This is a genomic window from Streptomyces fumanus (genome assembly GCF_014655295.1).
GTDB lineage: Bacteria > Actinomycetota > Actinomycetes > Streptomycetales > Streptomycetaceae > Streptomyces > Streptomyces fumanus.
The window spans coordinates 422,618-439,399 of record NZ_BNBI01000007.1 but is presented as its reverse complement, the minus strand read 5'-3'; the positions used below and the strand labels follow the sequence as shown (position 1 = coordinate 439,399).

Sequence of the window (16,782 nt, the reverse complement as noted above, 5' to 3'; positions counted from 1 at the left end):
GGTGGGGACCAGCCAACGGAAGATGATTTCCGGTCGCGCGGGCCCTCTCACCTGCCCTCGTCCGCCGCCCGGGACCCGCCGCGCTCCCGCAGCGCCGCCCGGGTCCGCAGCAGCCGCAGCGCCAGATGCACCTCCAGTGCCTGGCCCGGCTTCTGCCAGTCGGTGCCGAGCAGTTCGGTGATCCTCTCCAGCCGGCGCGAGACGGTGTTGGGGTGCACGTGCAGCGCCTCGGCGGCGTTGGTGGGGCTGCCGCCGGAGGCGAAGTACGCCTCCAGCGTGCGGGTGAGGTCGGTCAGTCGCTCCGCGTCGTAGGCGAGGACGGGGCCGATGGCCAGGTCGATGAAGTCGTCCACGTCGTAGTCGTCGGAGAGCAGCAGGCCGAGGAAACCGAGGTCCTGGGCGGAGGCGGCGCAGCCCACGCCGTCGAGGGCGGTGAGCGCGTCCAGGCAGCGCAGGGCCTCGCGGTGCATCCGGGCGACGCTGGCGGCTCCCCAGTCGGGTCCGGCCGCGCCCACGGAGACCGGGTGTCCGAGCAGGGGGGTGAGTTCGCCGACGACGGCGCGGGCGGCGGCGGAGGCGTCCGTGCCGGGCAGCAGCAGGACGATGCAGCCGCCCTGCACGGTCTTCAGGCCGGACATCCGGTAGGCGTAGGAGGAGGCCCACACCACGGCCCTGCCCTGTTCACCGCCCTCGGGCCGGGCGACGACCAGGACGTGCGGCTGGTCCAGGTCGACGTCCAGCCGGCGGGCCCGCTGGGCCGTCTGGTGCGGGGGGTGCGCGGAGGAGGACACGGCCAGCAGCTCGTCGAGGAGGTCGTCGCGCACCGGGCCCTCGGCGGCCGCCGCGCTGCGCTGCATCAGCAGGTGCACGGCGAACGCCTGCGCGGTGGTCTGCAGCAGCGAGCTGTCCTGCCCCACCAGTTGGGCCACCGGCCGCAGCACCACGACGCCGAGGTCCTCCGTGCCCGCGGTGACGGGAGCCACCCAGGTGTGGTCGTCGGCCTGTACGGGGCCGCGCCGGGCGTGCGTGGCCAGTACGGCCCTGGCCACCGCCTCCTCGTCCAGGTCCGGTATCTCCCCGCCGGCCGCCAGCACCCGGCCGGCCGGGTCGCGCATCTGCAGGGTGCCGTCCAGGGCGTCGCCGGCGGCCTTGGCCACGGTGGTCAGGTCCGCTCCGGCGACCAGCAGGCTCATGATCCGGCCGTACGCCTCCGCGAGCTGTTCCAGACGGGCCAGGCTGGAGCGCGCCCGGAACCCGTCGAGTTCGAGTTCGGCCACCTGTTCCTGGGTCTGCTGGAGCAGGCCGGTCTTCTCGATCGCCACGGCCGCGAGGTCGGCGAGGGAGCAGATCAGACCGATCTCGTCGGGCGTGTAGTGGCGCACCTTGCGGTCGGCCCCGTACAGGACGCCCACCGCGCTGTCGCCGCAGCGCAGCGGGACGGCCATGAGGGCGTGCAGTCCCTCGGCCTCGACCACCCGGTCGAGGCTCTCGGTGTGCTTGATGGAGTCGTCGTCGAGGTAGTCGGCCGTCCACAGCGGGGCGCCGGTGATCAGAGCCTGATGGCCGAGGCCGCTGCCGCTCTCGACCCGCAGTCCGGTGTTGAGCGCGGTGGTGGCGCCCTCCGAGGTGTGGATGACCATGTCCTCGTCGTCGCCCCGCAGGGCGACGTAGGTCATGTCGAAGTGGAGCAGCAGCCTGACCCGCCGCGTGATCACGCTCAGCAGCGTGTCCAGGTCGTACGGGAACGTCAGGTCACGCGCGGTGTCGACCAGCGCGGCGAAGCCGGCCTCGCGCTGCCGTCTGCGGTCCAGGGCGGCGTGCACCTCCCGGGCGAGCTGCACCGCCCGTTCGACGCGGGCCAGTTCCGCCGGGTCCGGGGCGCTGCGGCGCACGCGGTGCAGCAGCGTGTCCAAACGGCTGGACGGTGCCTCTTCCGCCAGGAGGGAGAGGACGGCGAGGACGGCATCGTCCTCGTCCCCGGGTATGCGAAAGCCCGACATGTTCCATCCCCCGTTCGTCGAACCGAGCATGGCTCGGCGCGGCCGAACCTAGTTCGCCCGACTTCGGCGCGTCAACGCCGCGCTGGACCGTTTCCGCAGCGCTGTGCCGGGAGCACCGCCCCGGTGCCCCCGCGGTGTTCCGGGACCACCTTCCTGCCGGGCGCCGCTCTGCCCGAGGCTCGTGCCCCCGGCGCGGGGCCGATCGGCTCCGCCACTGGAAGGGGACCGCCTTGCAGATCCGAAGCCACCTACGTTCGCTGGAGCGCAGCCGGACGGCGCGCACCGACCCCGACCGGCCGCGCCGCTTCACCATGCGGGGCCGCGAGTGGGATCTGCTCCCGGACGTGTTCGCCCCGCCGTACTCGGCGTCGACGGACGCGGCCATGGAGCTGCTCGGGTTCATGGCGGGGACCCAGGCCCCGCGGCAGGGGTCGTTCCTGGAGATCGGCTGCGGTACCGGCATCATCGCGGTGAGCGCGGCGCTGGCGGGCTGCGAGCGGGTGCTCGCCACCGACATCAACCCCCGGGCGGTGGACAACGCGGCGCTCAACGCGCTCCGGCACGGCGTCGCCGACCGGGTCCGCGCCCTGCACAGCGACCTGTTCGACGCGATCGGGGCGGACCAGCGCTTCGACACCGTGTACTGGCACTCCAACTTCGTCCTGGCCCCGGCCGATCACCGCTACGAGTCGGTCCACGACCGCGCCTACGTGGACCCGGGCTACGCGGCCCACCGCCGGTACCTGCGGGAGGCGCCCCGCTGGACCACCCCGGGCGGTTCGGTGCTGCTGCACTTCAGCGACCGCGGTGACCTGGACCGGCTGCATGAGCTGGCCGACGCGTCCGGCCGGAGGCTGGAGGTGCTGCGCCGCACGCGCATGCGGGAGGGCACCGAGCTGGTGGAGCACATGCTGATCAAGGTGTCACCGGTCCGGGCGGACGCCGACCCGGACGGGGCACGCCCGGGTCCCGGGGCCGCACGGCCGGTCCGCGGCTCCGGCTGAGTCCTGCGGCCCGACCCCCGCGCGGACGCCGCGTCCGCTTCCGCCGACCCCATGACGCAGAACGGGACAGACAGACCATGCGCATCCTGCTCGTCGACAACTACGACTCGTTCACCCACAACCTCGTCCACCACCTGGCCCGGATCACCGGCCGCGAACCGGTGATCGTCCCCAACGACGACCCCGCGTGGCACCCGGGGCGGCTCGCCGAGGCCGACGCCGTCGTGCTGTCGCCCGGCCCCGGGACGCCGGAGCGCGCCGCCGACTTCGGGATCTGCCGGGAGCTGGTGGAGCGCTGCGAACTCCCGCTGCTCGGTATCTGCCTGGGCCACCAGGGCGTGGCCCTCGCCCACGGCGCGGCCGTCGTCCGGGCGCCCGAGCCCCGCCACGGCCGGCTGTCGCCGGTGCTGCACCACGGGGAGGAGCTGTTCGCCGGTATCCCCTCGCCGTTCGAGGCGGTGCGCTACCACTCGCTGGCCGTGACCGACCTGCCCGGGAGCCTGGAGGGCACGGCGTGGACACCGGACGGCGTCCTGATGGGGCTCAGACACCGCGGCCGGCCGATGTGGGGGGTGCAGTTCCACCCGGAGTCGATCCTGACGCGGCACGGCGAGAAGCTGCTGGGCAACTTCGTGGAGCTGGCCCGCCGGTGGCACGCGGAGCGCCCCGCCGGAGCGCGGGTCGCGCCACCGGCGACATCGGTGGCATCGGTCGCACCGGCGGCATCGGCGACACCGGTGGCACCGGCGACATCGGTGGCGCCGGCGACATCGGTGGCGCCGGCGGCCGTTCCGGCCGGGGACCGCCCGGTCCGTGAACTGAGTCTCGTCGTCGACCGGCTGGACACCCGGTGGAGCGAGGAGGCCGTCTTCGCCGAGCTGTTCGGCGCGGGCGAGCACGCCTTCTGGCTGGACAGCGCCACCGGCCGGCCCTCCCGCGGGGCGCTGGGCCGCTTCTCCTTCATGGGGGACGCCTCGGGACCGCTGGCCCGGATCGCCGAGGCCGACGTGTGGACGAACACCACCACCGTGCGGTCCGCGGCGGGCACCGAGGTGGTCTCCGGGGACTTCCTGACCTGGCTGGACCGCGATCTCGCCGCCCTGCGGACGACCCGGCCGGAGCTGCCCTTCGACTTCGCCCTCGGCTGGGTCGGCTATCTGGGCTACGAGCTCAAGGCCGAGTGCGGCGGCCGCGCGGCGCACCGGGCGGCGGAGCCGGACGCCGTCATGGTCTTCGCCGACCGCGCCGTGGCGTTCGACCACGCCACCGGGACCACGTACCTGCTCGCGCTCGCCGAGGGGGACGACCGCGCGGCCGCCCGCCGCTGGACCCGGCGGACCGCCCGCCGTCTGCAGCGGCTCGCCGGCCGACCGCCCGCCGAGGCGCCCGGTGCCGTCCCCGGTGCCGAACTGACCCTGCGGCACGGCCGGGAGGCGTATCTGCGCCTGGTCGAGGCGGCCCAGCGGGAGATCGCCGCGGGCGAGAGCTACGAGGTGTGCCTGACCAACATGGCCGAGGCGCGGGGCACCTTCGACCCGTGGCCGAGCTACCGGCTGCTGCGCCGGATCAGCCCCGCGCCGTACGGTGCGCTGCTCGCCTTCGGGGAGCTGTCGGTGCTCAGCACCTCCCCCGAGAGGTTCCTGCGGATCGGCGCGGACCGCCGGGTGGAGTCGAAGCCGATCAAGGGGACCCGGCCGCGCGGGGCCACTCCGGAGGAGGACGCCGCGCTGGTGGCGGAGCTGCTGACGGACGAGAAGGACCGGGCGGAGAACCTGATGATCGTGGACCTGGTCCGCAACGACCTCGGCCGGTGCGCCCGGACCGGGTCGGTGGCGGCCGACGAGATCTTCCGGGTGGAGACCTACGAGACGGTCCACCAGTTGGTCAGCACGGTCCGCGCCGAGCTGCGGGAGGACCGCTCCGCCGTGGACTGCGTGCGGGCCGCCTTCCCGCCGGGGTCGATGACGGGGGCACCGAAGATCCGGACCATGGAGATCATCGACGAGTTGGAGGGCGGGCCGCGCGGGGTGTACTCGGGGGCGATCGGCTACTTCTCGCTGTCGGGCGCGGCCGACCTCGGCGTGGTGATCCGCACGGCGGTGCTCAGCCCCGGCCGGCTCCGCTACGGCGTGGGCGGCGCGGTGATCGCCCTGTCCTCGCCGGAGGGCGAGTTCGAGGAGACGGTGGTCAAGTCCAGGCCGCTGCTGGCGCTGAGCGGGGGCACGTTCCCCAGGGGCCGGACGCCGGGAGCGGACCGGGAGCCCGCGGCCCGGGCCGGTGCGGGGGCACACTGACCCACCGCGGGCCCCCGGCGGTCCGGGGGCGGGAAGCCGGGGCGCGGCCGGGCAGGGACGGAGGCGTTCCCACCCGGCCGCGGGCCGGCGCGGCGGCGTCAGCCGACGAGCATCCCCTTGGCGAGTTCGGTCAGCCGGGCGGCCACGATGCGCAGGCCGCCCCGGGTGAGCACGGACTCCGCGTGGAACTGCATCGAGGTGAAGTTCGGTGCGCGCAGGGCGTGCACCTCGCCGGTGCGCGCGTCGCGGCTGACCTCCACCACCGTGCCGTCGGGCGCGTCGAACGCGTCACTGGGGCAGTGCGCGGCGAACGTGTTGTAGAAGCCGACGTGTTCGCGGCTGCCGAACAGGTCGATCTCCCGCTGGACCCCCTGGTTGGGCACCTCCCGGCGGCGCAGCCGCAGCCCCAGGCGCTCGCTGAGCACCTGGTGGCTCAGGCACACGGCGAGGAACGGCCTGCGCTCGTCGAGGAGCGTCCCGATCGCCGAGTGCAGATGGGCGATCTTGGGGTGGGAGGTGTCGCGCGGGTCGCCGGGCCCGGGCCCCATCACGACGAAGTCATGGCCGTCGAAGGAGTACGGCTCGTCGAAGCGGCGCACGGTCACCGCCAGGTCCAGGGAGCGCAGTTGCTGCGCGATCATGGCGGTGAAGGTGTCCTCGGCGTCCACGACGAGGATGCGGCGGCCGGCCAGCTCCGTGCCCGGCGGTGTGCGCGCGGGACGGTCGGCGAGCCAGAAGTCGGCGATCGGGGCGTTGCGTTCGGCGAGCGCGGCACGGACCCGGGGGTGGTCGGCGAAGCGTGCCGGGCCGCCGTCCTCCAGGGCGCCGACGAGGGCCGCCGCCTTGGCGCGGGTCTCGGCCACCTCGGAGTCCGGGTCGGAGTGGCGCACCAGGGTGGCGCCGACCCCGATGCGCAGCTTCCCGTCGTCCTCGATCTCCGCGGTGCGGATCAGGATGGCCGAGTCCATGGTCCGCCCGCCGTCCGCGGCCCGGCCGATCAGGGCGGCGACCCCGCTGTAGTAGCCGCGGCCGTGCGGTTCGTACTCGGCGATGACGCGGCAGGCGCTCTCCAGCGGGCTGCCGGTGACGGTGGGCGCGAACATGGTCTCGCGCAGGATCTCCCGGGGATCGCGGTCGGTGCGCCCCTCGATGAAGTACTCGGTGTGCGCCAGGCGCGCCATCTCCTTGAGGTACGGCCCCACGACCCGGCCGCCCCGGTCGCAGATCCGCGCCATCATCTTCAGTTCCTCGTCGACCACCATGTACAGCTCCTCGGCCTCCTTGCGGTCGGCGAGGAAGGACATGACGCCGTCCAGCGTGGGGCCGGTGACCGGGTAGCGGTAGGTGCCGCTGATCGGGTTCATGACGGCCGTGCCGGCGTCCAGGCTGACGTGCCGCTCGGGCGAGGCCCCGACGAAGGTGCGGTCGCCGGTGTGCACGACGAAGGTCCAGTAGGCGCCCTGCTCCCGCTCCAGCAGGCGGCGGAAGAGGGCCAGGGCGCGGTGCACCCCGTAGTCGGTGATCTCGGCGGTGAAGGAGCGCTTGATGACGAAGTTGGCGCCCTTGCCGGTGCCGATCTCGTCGGTGACGACCTTGCGGACGATCTCCGCGTAGGCGACGTCGTCCACGTCGAAGCCGCTGCCGCGCAGCTCTATGGGGGCGTCGGGGACGCGCCGCAGCACCTCGGTGAGCGGCACCCGCTGCTGCTCGGTGACGCTCAGGGCGAGCAGCGGGGCTCCGTCGTCGACGCAGTCGAAGCCGCGTTCGGCGATCTGGCGGTACGGCAGGAGGGCCAGCACCTCCTGGTACGGGGTGCCGGTGGCGGCGCCCGACGCCGGTACCGGCAGGTCGTCGAGGGTGCGGGGCCGGGTGACCGTGCCGAGCAGCACGTCGAGGGAGCCCGGGCCGGCGGTCTCGGGACGGTGCAGGACGGCGAAGGCCGGGGGGTGCGGGGCCAGGACGCGGCCGAGCAGGTCGGCGGCGGATGCGCCGGCCGGAGTCCCGTCGTTTCCGGTCATCCCATGATCTCCTTGGTGGTGGTGACGACGGCGCAGCGCCGGGCCGCGTAGTGGACGGCCATCCAGTGGTCGTCCTCGGTGAAGTCCGCGACGGCGTCGGCGACCAGGAAGGTCTCGATGTCGTTGGTGAACGCGTCGACGGCGGTCATCAACACGCCCACGTGCGCGTAGACACCGCAGACGATGAGCTGGTCCCGCCCGTGCGCGCGCATCCGCTGCAGCAGTTCCGTCCTGAAGAACGCGCTGTAGCGCCACTTGGTGAACCGCCAGTCGCCGGGCGCGGGCGCCAGCTCGTCGATCACCTCCCGGTCCTCGGCGGCGGTGCGCATGCCGGGCCCCCACACATCGGCCAGGAGCCCGCGCTGCTCCGGCGTCATGCGGCCGGGCTGCGCGGTGTAGGCGACGGGGATGCCCCGCGCGGCGCAGTGCCCGCGCAGCGCGGCGGCGTTCGCCACCAGTTCGGTGCGCAACTGTCCGGAGAAGGGCCGCAGGAAGTAGCGCTGCATGTCGTGGACGAGCAGTACCGCCCGGCCGGGGTCGACGGACCACCGCGGCACGCTGGCCGGCAGGGCGGAGCCGAGCGGCAGGGGGTAACTGTCGATGGACGGCAGACCGGCCATGGAGATCCTCTCGTCAGACGTGGACCGGACACCCCGGACGCGGGGCGGGAGGCGGGGCTTCTCCCGCGAACGGCTGGCTGTTGTGCCGATTCTGTGGAGCGGTGCCCGGTGGGCCAACGGATCGGCTTGGACTACGTCAAGTGGCGCACGGTCCGTCGGGCGGAGGTGCGGGGCCGGAGCCGACGACGGGGGCGCACAGCGGCCCGAGGGGGTCCGACGGCGGTCGTCGGGCCCCCTCGGGCCGGGGCTGCGCACAGGGTGCGCGGGCGGCGGGCGCCGCGGTGATGACGGTGGGTCAGGGCCGGCCGAGCGGCACGGTACGGCCCCTGCCCGCCGCTGTGCCGTACCGCGCGACCGCGGCCGGGCGGTCGTACGGATCCGGCACGAAGCGCACCGGCGGGCGGGGGCCGGGGCGCGGGATCCGGGCGGTGACGAGGACGCGGGACGACGCCGACGGCTGGACCAGCCGCTGGTAGGCCGCGAGCGCCTCGCCCTGGTCGGCGCACCGCTCCAGGGCGGCGGGGAGCTGGTCGCGCACCCGGCAGGGCACCTGCACCCCGGGCAGGTCGGCGGCGAGTTCGCGGTGGCGGCCCAGCCGCAGTTCCGCCTCGACCCACTGTCCGAACGCCCGGTCCCGGGACTGCCGCAGACGGTCGATCTGGGCGGTCAGGTGCGGGCCCGGCGTGAGGTCGGCGAACGGCTCGCCGCGCCACAGCCCGAGGGCCTCCCGCAGGCGGCGCGCCGCGGTGACCAGGTCGCCGACGGCCAGCGCCCGGTAGCCGGCGCCGGCGGCCCGCTCGAACTCCCAGGCGTCGCTGGTGACTTCGTCGCCGCGGAGCTGGTACCCGCCGGGCATGTCGGCCAGGATGTCGGCGGCCCGCCGGTCGCAGCGGCTGCGTGCCGACCCGGTCCGCTCGCGGCCGCGCAGGGCGGCGGCGATCAGTTCGCGCAGCTCGCCGACGTAGGACTGCAGCATGGCCTTGGCCTGGTGGGGCGGCCGGTCGGGCCAGAGGTCCTCGACCAGGAGCCCGCTGGGGACGACACGGCCGGCGAGCATCGCCAGTAACGCCAGCACCTGCCGAGGCTCGGCCGCCACGGGCGTGACGGGTGTGCCACCCTCCGTGACGACGAGCACCCCCAGAACCTTGATGTCCATGTCCCCCTCCTTGGACGGTGATCGTGAATCCGACCGCACCGGCTACATCACCAAAGACTCGCAAAATAGTAGTGAACTTTTTCTTTTTTCGTAAGTCCGGTCCGCGCCCCGTCGGCGGCCGATTTGTAGTAGTGATGACGGCTACGGGGGGTGTGGCACACCGGCGGCGGCGGACGGCTGCCGGAAGTGGGGGAGGAAGGGTTTCCGGTGAGACAGGCACGAGCCGCCCGGACACGTCAGGCCCTGGTGCGGGCGGCCGCGGAGGAGTTCGACCACCGTGGCTACGCCGGCGCGTCGCTGACCCGGATCAGCCGTGCCGCGGGCGTCTCCATGGGCGCCCTCAGCTTCCACTTCGCCAGCAAGCAGGAGCTGGCCGAGGCGGTGCGGGCGGAGGGCGAGGAGATCACCCGGGCGGTGGTGGAGCGGGTGTCCGAGGACCGCGAGCCGGCCCTGCGGGCCGCGGTGGCCCTCACCCTGACCCTCGTCGGGCTGCTGGAGGGCGACGTACGGGTCCGGGCCGCGGCGCGCCTGGAGCGCGAACGCGCCGCCGGGCAGCCGGACAACTGGACCGCGCTGTGGGCGCCCGCGCTGCGCGAACGGCTGCGTTCCCTGCCCGGCCACGAACTGCGCGGCGGCGCGGACCCGGCGGCCGTCGCCACGCTCTGCCTGCTGCTGGTGCGGGGAGCCGAGACCTCCGTCCGGGAGTACGCCCGCACCTCCGGCGCCCCGCAGGATGTCGTGGGGCAGCTCTCGCAGGTGTGGCGCCTGGTCCTGAACGGCGTGGGCGCCGCCCCGGACTCCGGCCCCGGCAGCGCGGGGTCCTAGACGCTTTTCCGCTCAGGCGGCCCCGGGGCCGCACGCCTGCCGTCCCGCTCGGCCGGTCACCCGAGGTCGACCCACACCTTGCCGGACGCGGTGGCCGCCGCGGTGAACGCCGCGTCGACGTCGTCCAGGGGGTAGCCGTCGCTGACCACCGCGCCCAGGGGGGTGGCCGACGGTGTGCGCAGGGCGGCGACGGTGCGGGCGAAGTCGCCGGGGTGGTCGTAGACCATGCTGCCGATGAGGGTGACCTGCCCGGCCACCAGGTCACGCGGGGAGAGGTCGAGCCGCGCGGTGCTGAGGCCGATCAGTACGGCGGTGCCGTGCGGGGCGAGGCGCCGCAGCCCCTGTTCGAACGCCCCGGGGGCGCCGGAGGTCTCGAAGAGGTACGGGTACGTCTCACCGTCCGGCGGTGCCGGCCGCGCGCCCAGGGAGCAGGCCCGGTCCAGGCGGGCCGCGTTGGGCTCCTGGACATGCACCGTCACCCCGTGCTCGACCAGTGCCCGGCACAGCAGCAGGCCCTGCGAGCCGGCCCCCGTCACCAGACAGGTGAGACCGGGCGCGATGCCGGAGCGGCGCAGCGCCGCCCATGCCACGGTGGCCGGCTCCACGCAGACCAGGTCCTCCAGCGGCACGTCCGGCGGGACCGGCCAGACGAACCGAGCCGGGGCCACCGCGTACTCGCTCAGCAGCCCCGGTACGGTCAGTCCGACCGCGGCCCGGCCGGCACAGGCCGAGGTCCGACCCTGCCGGCACGGCGGGCAGGCCAGACAGCAGTAGTCCGGTTCGACGACCACGTCCTGACCGACCGTCAGGCCCTCGACGCCCGCGCCGATCGCGGCGACGCGGCCGGCGCCCTCGTGGCCCAGGATCCAGGGCCGGCGCGGCGGGGGCCGCTGTCCCGCGTACACCGCGAGGTCGGAGCCGCACAGGCCGGTGCCGCGCATCCTGATCAGCACCTCTCCGGTGCCGCACTCGGGGTCCGGCACGGAGGTCACGGAGAGCACGCCGGGCTCCGTCAGCACGGCGGCCCTCAAAGGACCGCCCGTTCGTCGCGGCGGCGGATCGTCGGCGGGGGCATGCCGGAAGCCTGCCACAGGCGATCAGCCCCGCGGTAGACCGCACCGATGTCCTCGGGCCGTTTTCTTCCCCGATGGCGGACAAGTGCCCCCGCACGGCGGGCAGTTCGCCCTGTGGGCCGGCTCGGGGAACGCGTACGCTGGGCCGGGTAATCAGCACCGCGGGCACGGTAAAAGAGGAGTAATTCGATATGTCGGACAGCACCCTGGTCTCCGCAGCGGACCAGAGCTTGTACGCGCTTTCCCCCGAGGGACAGGCATTGCTGTTCACCGAGGCGAAGACGGCCTATGCCTTCCGTGACGAGCCGGTCGGGGACGACCGGCTGCAGGCCATCTACGAACTCTTCAAGTGGGCTCCGACCTCGGCGAATATCAACCCGCTGCGGATTCTTTACGTCCGCACCGAGGAGGGCAAGCGCCGGCTCCTCGACGGCGTGGCCCCGCCCAACCGCGAGCAGACCGCGTCGGCCCCGGTCACCGCGGTACTGGCGGCGGACACGCGGTTTGCGGAGTACGTTCCCGTCCTTGCTCCGTCCAACCCCCAGCTCAAGGCGATGCTGGAGGCCAACGAGGGTCTGCGGGTGACCCAGATGGAGCTCAACGCCAGGATCCAGGCGGGTTACTTCGTGCTGGCCGTGCGGGCCGCGGGGCTGGCCGCGGGCCCGATGGGCGGCTTCGACGCGCGCGCCGTCGACGAGGAGTTCTTCCCCGACGGCCGGTGGAAGTCGATCCTGCTGGTCAATATCGGCCACCCGGCCGAGGGCGCGTTCCGCGAGCGCGGGGCGCGGCTCTCCTACGAGCAGGCCGTACGGCTGGTCTGACGGCGGATCGGCCCGGCACCACGCCGGCATGCCGGGGAACGGGACACCCGGCGCGAGTGCCCCGTTCCCCCACCGCACCCGGCCCGCGCGCCGGGCCGGAGCGGTCCGTGAGGTACGACTCAGTCGCTTGACACTGCGCTGCGCGGCGATTTATCCATGATTCCGAGAGTTTCCCCCACCCCCGCGGTCCTCCCCCACTCACTCGAAGTCCCCACGCATTCGGTGCGCGCCCGCCCGCGCCTTGACCAGGCACCGTCATCACAAAAGACTCCGGATTTTACCCGGTCTTTTCCTCCATCATTCTCGCCGTGGCGTTTCACGTCACGGCTGTCGTCTGCCCGTACGTCAAGCAGTTTGCGCGGCGGTGTTCCCTTCGCCCGGCCGCACAACACCAGGGAATGTCGGGAGTTGGCATGTCATTAGGTTTCCCGGAATGCCTCGATGCCAGGGCCGCCGTCACCGGCCGGCGTGATCTGGTCGAGCGCGACGCCGCGCTGACCGCGCTGCGCGGGGCGCTGGCGGACGCCGCCGGCGGCAGAGGACGGCTGGTCGTCGTCGAGGGGCCGCTCGGCAGCGGCAAGAGCAGGCTGGTCCACGAGTTCCTGGAGACCCTGGAACCCGGCGCCGCGCGCGTCCTGCGGGCCACCGCGTCGCTGCGGGAAGAAGCGCTGCCGTTCGGTGTGCTGACGCAGCTCTCCCACGGCCTGGCGATCCCGCCGGCCCGCCGGGAGCCGTTCCGTTCGCTGCTCGCCGCGGCGGTCGAGCACGCCCTCCTGCGCGGCGGCCCCGCCCCCGACGCCGCGGACCCCCGGATCGCGGACGCGTTCCAGAAGCTCACCGTGGAACTGGCTCATCTGGCCGAAAACACCCCCCTGGTGATCTGTGTCGACAACGCGCACTACGTGGACGTGCCCTCCCTGCACTTCCTCGCGGGTGTCGTGGCCTGGCTGTACCGCACCCGCATCCTGGTGCTGGTCACCGACGACCCGGCCATGCGCCGGCCGCGCTCACCACTGCTCGGCGGGCTCGCCCCGGGCCCGCACGTCCGCCGCGTCCCCCTGGCCCCGCTCAGCCGCACCGCCGTGCACAGCCTCGCCACCCGGCTCCTGGGACCGGGCACCGCCACCGCCCGGCTCACCGCCGAGCTGTACGCGGTCAGCGGCGGCAACCCGCTGGCCGTGCGTGCGCTGATCGTCGACCAGCAGGCGGGCGGCACCGGCCGTCCGGAAGGGTACGGACAGGCGCTCCTCGACCTGGTGGCGCACGCCCGGCCGCCGATACCGGCCGTGGTCCGCTCCCTGGCGGTGCTCGGCGGCGCCCCGGAGCCGGCCGACGTGGCCCCGCTGGCCGGGCAGGACACCAAGACCACCCGCTGGGCGCTGCGGGCGCTGGCCGAGGCGGGCGTGCTGCGCGCCGACGCACGTCTGCCGGGCGCCCCCGGGGGCCCGCCCTGTACCGGTGCCACGGGGCCGGGCGCCGGGGCCGCGGCGCCGGCGCGCGCCGAGCGGTACGCGTTCCGGCATCCGGCCGGTGCCGCCGCCGTCCTGGACGACCTGCCCGCCGCCGACCGGGCCGCGCTGCACCGCGCCGCCGCCGAACTGCTGCGGGACAGCGGCGCCTCCGCGCTCGCGGTCGCCCGGCAGCTCACCAGCGCCGGTGACGCGGGCATCGACGACGGCATCGACGTCCTTCTCACCGCCTCCCAGGAGGCCCTGGCGGCCGGCGACGTCGGCACCGCCCTCGGCTGCCTCGGCCTCGCCCGGCGCACCCGGACCGACGGCGTCACCGCCGCCCGGGTCCGGACCCGGCTCAGCCGCCTGGAACGGCAGTGGAAACCGCAGGCCGCCGTCCGCCACCTCCGCCCCCAGCTCGACGACTTCCATGCCGGCCTCCTGGACCGGCGGGGCGTCTCCGACCTGGTCCTCGGACTCACCGAGACCGGCGCCCTGCACGACCTGACCGCCCTGCTCGACGTCCTGCGCACCCGGTACCGGCAGGACGGCGGGCCCGGCCCCGGCACCGAGGACATCCGCTTCCTGGCGAGCTGGGCGGCGCGGGCCTACCCCCTGCACACCGGCCTGCGCCGGCTCGCCCACTCCGTCGCCGCGGCCTCCCCCGCGGCCGTCCCCTGCCACGACCCGTGGCTGCCCTCCGCGGTCGCCCTGTCCGACGACTACGTCGACGGGCGCGACGACCGGCTGGTCCAGCGCGCCGAACTCCTGCTGAGCACCTACCACCTGGACCACGACTCGCTGTGGAACGTGGAGTCCGGGGTGCTGGCCCTGCGCGGCCTGTGCCACGCGGGCAAGCTGGACGAGGTGGTCGCCTGGTGCGAGAAACTGGAGGCCGAGACCGCCGCCCACCAGGCCGTCGCCTCGCAGGCCCGGTTCCTCGCCGTGCGCGTCGAGGCCCATCTGCGGCGCGGCGACCTGGTCCGCGCCCGCGACCTGGCCGCGCACGCCCTGTCCCTCGTCCCGCCGCAGGGCTGGGGGGTCGGCCTGGCCGGCGTACTGGCCTGCGCCGTGCTGGCCGCCACCCGCTCCGGGGACCTGGCGGCGGCCGAGAGGTACGTGGCGCTGCCGCTGCCCGAGCACGCCCTGCACAGCCGCCACGGCGCCGCCTATCTGCACGCCCGCGGCCACTACCGGCTCGCCACCCACCACCCGCAGGCCGCGCTCGCCGACTTCCTCGCCTGCGGCCGCTTCGCCGAGACCTGGGGCAGGCCCGGCGCCGACGTGGTCCCCTGGCGCCTCGGCGCGGCCGAGGCATGGCTCGCGCAGAGCGACCAGGAACAGGCCAAACGCCTGGTCCGCGAACAGCTCGCCCGGCTGCACCCCGGCCCCTCCCCGGAACGCGGGCAGGCCCTGCGCACCCTGGCCGCGGTGAGCCGGGTCACCCGCCGCCCGCAACTGCTCACCGAGGCCGTCGACATGCTCATGGAGAGCAGCGACGAATACGAACTCACCCGCGCCCTCATCGACCTCAGCGCCGCCTTCCGGGACGCCGGCGACCAGCGCAACGCCCGCCGGGTGGCGCACCGCGCCTGGCACCTCGCCAAGCAGACCGGCACCGAGCACCTGTGCCGCGAGGCGGCTCTCGACCCGGTCGGCTCCGAGGCCGCGCCGGCCGCCGACGACGCGGCGGACCGCTCCGACGGCGTCTCCTCGCTGACCCGGCAGGAACGCAGGATCGCGGCGCTGGCCTCCAAGGGGTACACCAACCGGGAGATCGCCGCGAAGCTGTACATCACCGCCAGTACCGTCGAGCAGCACCTCACCCGCGTCTTCCGCAAGGTCAACGTCAAACGGCGGCAGGATCTGCCCTACCTGCTGTGACCGGCCGCCCGGTCAGCGCCGAACGGAACGCGTCGACCAGCGCCGCCAGTTCCCGCGCGGTGCGGGCCGGGCCGTAGACGTGGTGGTCCGGGCGCACCAGCAGGTACCGCGCCCGAGCCGCCCGCAGCAGCGGCAGATACACGCCGTCGACGTCCACGGCGGCGTCCGGCGCGGCGTCCGGCGCCCCGTCCGCCACCAGGTGCACGATCCGGGTGCCGAGCCCGGTGAGGAAGGCGAGCCGCGGCCCGTCGAGTGCCGCCGCCGGAGCGGCCGACCCCAGCAGCACCGGGCCGGTGCCGGCCACCTCGTCGAAGTACCCGGTCACCCCTGCCAGCCGTACCCGGCCCTGCGGCACCACCTCCCCGGCCGACGGCACCGGCCGCGCGCCGGCCCCGGTGTACAGCAGCCCGGTCCGCAGCGGCGTCCCCGCGCCGCCGCCCCGGCCGGTGTCCGCGCCCGCCAGCAGCGCGGCGTCCCGGGCCGCCGCCGCGGCCGGGTCGGTCACGCAGAGCACCTTGCCCAGCCGCACCGCCGTGCCGACCGCCTCCCGCACATGTCCGGCGCGCTCGGGACCGTACGTGTCCAGCAGCGCCTCACCGGCGTCACCGCTCAGCACCAGGTCCAGTTTCCACGCCAGGTTCAGCGCGTCCCGGACGCCCGCGCACATGCCCTGGCCGGTGAACGGCGGCATCAGGTGGGCCGCGTCCCCCGCGAGCAGCACCCGGCCGCGCCGCCACTCCTCGGCCCAGGCCGCCTGGAAGCGGTAGACGCCGTGCCGGTGCAGCGTGGCGTTGGCCGGGGACACGTCGAACGGCGCCAGCAGTTGCCACGCCGTCTCCTCCCGGTTCAGCTCGGCCACGCTCTCCCCGGGCAGCCGCATGAACTCCCAGCGCCTGCGGCCGGGTCCGCTGCCCACCGCCGTGGTCGGCCGCGCGGGGTCGCAGAACTGCACGTTGAGCGGCGAGAACTCCCTCGGCACGTCCAGTGTCACGTCACACAGCAGCCAGTCGTAGGAGAAGCCCAGGTCGTGCCAGCGCACCCCCAGCCGCCGCCGTACGAAACTGTTCGCGCCGTCGCACCCGACGACCCATGACGCCGTCCACCGCCGCTCCCGCCCCGCCGTGTCGGCCGCCGTCACCGTCACCCGGTCCCCGTCGTCGGACAGTTCCGTCACCGTGCACCCGCGCACCACCTCGATGCCGGGCAGTCGCCGTGCGCGGGCGGACAGCGCCTCCTCCAGGGCGGGCTGGTGCATGGTCGTCGTCTCCGGCCAGCCGTGCGCGCCCCGCCGGGCCAGCTCGACGCGGAGCAGCGTCGCGCCGTCGGCGTTGCGCCAGTCGTAGGCGTCGGCCGGCAGTCCGATCTCCGCGAACGCGTCGCCCACGCCCAGCGCCGCCAGGGTCCGGGCCGTCTCGCCGTCGAAACTGGTCGCCCGGGGCAGCGTGTAGGGGGCCTCCCACCGCTCGACCACGGTCACGCGCCGGCCCCGCTCGGCCAGCAGCAGCGACAGCACCTGCCCCACCGGCCCGTACCCGACGATCAGGACGTCCGCCTGCGACGTGCGCATGGGCTCCTCCCTCCGCAAGTGCGGCGAACCTACCAACGGCGTTCCGCCGCGCGCCCCGGGGAAGGCCCC

The 16,782-nt window shown here is 74.6% G+C and carries 11 protein-coding genes; 5 read left to right on the top strand and 6 right to left on the bottom strand.

The annotated features are described in order from the left end of the window. Positions 1–47: 47 nt before the first annotated feature. The gene (locus tag IE316_RS17980; RefSeq protein WP_190205373.1) at positions 48–2,000 is read right to left on the bottom strand and encodes a helix-turn-helix domain-containing protein; all 1,953 of its coding nucleotides are present in this window, start codon (positions 1,998–2,000) and stop codon (positions 48–50) included. A 230-nt stretch (positions 2,001–2,230) separates the two neighbouring features. Here IE316_RS17980 and IE316_RS17975 point away from each other — a divergent pair, with 230 nt between their 5' ends. Both IE316_RS17975 and pabB read left to right on the top strand, forming a co-directional pair. Then, the gene (locus IE316_RS17975; protein WP_229910439.1) at positions 2,231–3,004 is read left to right on the top strand and encodes a methyltransferase domain-containing protein; all 774 of its coding nucleotides are present in this window, start codon (positions 2,231–2,233) and stop codon (positions 3,002–3,004) included. A gap of 77 nt (positions 3,005–3,081) precedes the next feature. Further along, a complete protein-coding gene (pabB, locus tag IE316_RS17970; protein WP_190205372.1) occupies positions 3,082–5,298 on the top strand; it encodes an aminodeoxychorismate synthase component I in 2,217 nt (738 codons plus the stop codon). A gap of 98 nt (positions 5,299–5,396) precedes the next feature. Here pabB and IE316_RS17965 read toward each other — a convergent pair whose 3' ends face one another. The 3 genes from IE316_RS17965 to IE316_RS17955 form a co-directional block, all read right to left on the bottom strand. Further along, entirely contained in the window at positions 5,397–7,316 is a 1,920-nt protein-coding gene (locus IE316_RS17965) for an anthranilate synthase family protein (RefSeq protein ID WP_190205371.1), read from the bottom strand. Then, on the bottom strand, positions 7,313–7,936 hold the full coding sequence (locus IE316_RS17960) for an isochorismatase family protein (protein WP_190205370.1): 624 nt from the start codon (positions 7,934–7,936) through the stop codon (positions 7,313–7,315). Before IE316_RS17960 ends, IE316_RS17965 begins: the two co-directional genes overlap by 4 nt. A 295-nt stretch (positions 7,937–8,231) precedes the next feature. Then, complete coding sequence (locus tag IE316_RS17955) at positions 8,232–9,092, bottom strand: AfsR/SARP family transcriptional regulator (RefSeq protein WP_190205369.1); 861 nt, start codon at positions 9,090–9,092, stop codon at positions 8,232–8,234. 207 nt (positions 9,093–9,299) lie between these two features. On the opposite strand from IE316_RS17955, the gene IE316_RS17950 reads away from it, so the two are divergent. Then, entirely contained in the window at positions 9,300–9,917 is a 618-nt protein-coding gene (locus tag IE316_RS17950) for a TetR family transcriptional regulator (RefSeq protein WP_190205368.1), read from the top strand. Positions 9,918–9,973: 56 nt separating this feature from the next. On the opposite strand, the gene IE316_RS17945 is transcribed toward IE316_RS17950, so the two are convergent. After that, complete coding sequence (locus tag IE316_RS17945; RefSeq protein ID WP_229910438.1) at positions 9,974–10,918, bottom strand: zinc-dependent alcohol dehydrogenase; 945 nt, start codon at positions 10,916–10,918, stop codon at positions 9,974–9,976. A 263-nt stretch (positions 10,919–11,181) separates the two neighbouring features. Here IE316_RS17945 and IE316_RS17940 point away from each other — a divergent pair, with 263 nt between their 5' ends. Beyond that, positions 11,182–11,811: a malonic semialdehyde reductase gene (locus tag IE316_RS17940; RefSeq protein WP_190205366.1), complete on the top strand. Its 630-nt coding sequence runs from the start codon at positions 11,182–11,184 to the stop codon at positions 11,809–11,811. A gap of 413 nt (positions 11,812–12,224) precedes the next feature. Then, on the top strand, positions 12,225–15,146 hold the full coding sequence (locus IE316_RS17935; RefSeq protein WP_190205365.1) for a helix-turn-helix transcriptional regulator: 2,922 nt from the start codon (positions 12,225–12,227) through the stop codon (positions 15,144–15,146). Here the strand turns inward: IE316_RS17935 and mhpA are convergent. After that, on the bottom strand, positions 15,112–16,713 hold the full coding sequence (gene mhpA / locus IE316_RS17930; RefSeq protein ID WP_190205364.1) for a bifunctional 3-(3-hydroxy-phenyl)propionate/3-hydroxycinnamic acid hydroxylase MhpA: 1,602 nt from the start codon (positions 16,711–16,713) through the stop codon (positions 15,112–15,114). The two genes, IE316_RS17935 and mhpA, sit on opposite strands and share 35 nt — an antisense overlap. Positions 16,714–16,782 lie beyond the last annotated feature (69 nt).

Coding starts and splice junctions, on each gene's coding strand:
- IE316_RS17935 (WP_190205365.1), top strand. CDS start 12,225: ATGTCATTAGGTTTCCCGGAATGCCTCGATGCCAGGGCCGCCGTCACC.
- mhpA (WP_190205364.1), bottom strand. CDS start 16,713: ATGCGCACGTCGCAGGCGGACGTCCTGATCGTCGGGTACGGGCCGGTG.
- IE316_RS17965 (WP_190205371.1), bottom strand. CDS start 7,316: ATGACCGGAAACGACGGGACTCCGGCCGGCGCATCCGCCGCCGACCTG.
- pabB (WP_190205372.1), top strand. CDS start 3,082: ATGCGCATCCTGCTCGTCGACAACTACGACTCGTTCACCCACAACCTC.
- IE316_RS17960 (WP_190205370.1), bottom strand. CDS start 7,936: ATGGCCGGTCTGCCGTCCATCGACAGTTACCCCCTGCCGCTCGGCTCC.
- IE316_RS17940 (WP_190205366.1), top strand. CDS start 11,182: ATGTCGGACAGCACCCTGGTCTCCGCAGCGGACCAGAGCTTGTACGCG.
- IE316_RS17980 (WP_190205373.1), bottom strand. CDS start 2,000: ATGTCGGGCTTTCGCATACCCGGGGACGAGGACGATGCCGTCCTCGCC.
- IE316_RS17955 (WP_190205369.1), bottom strand. CDS start 9,092: ATGGACATCAAGGTTCTGGGGGTGCTCGTCGTCACGGAGGGTGGCACA.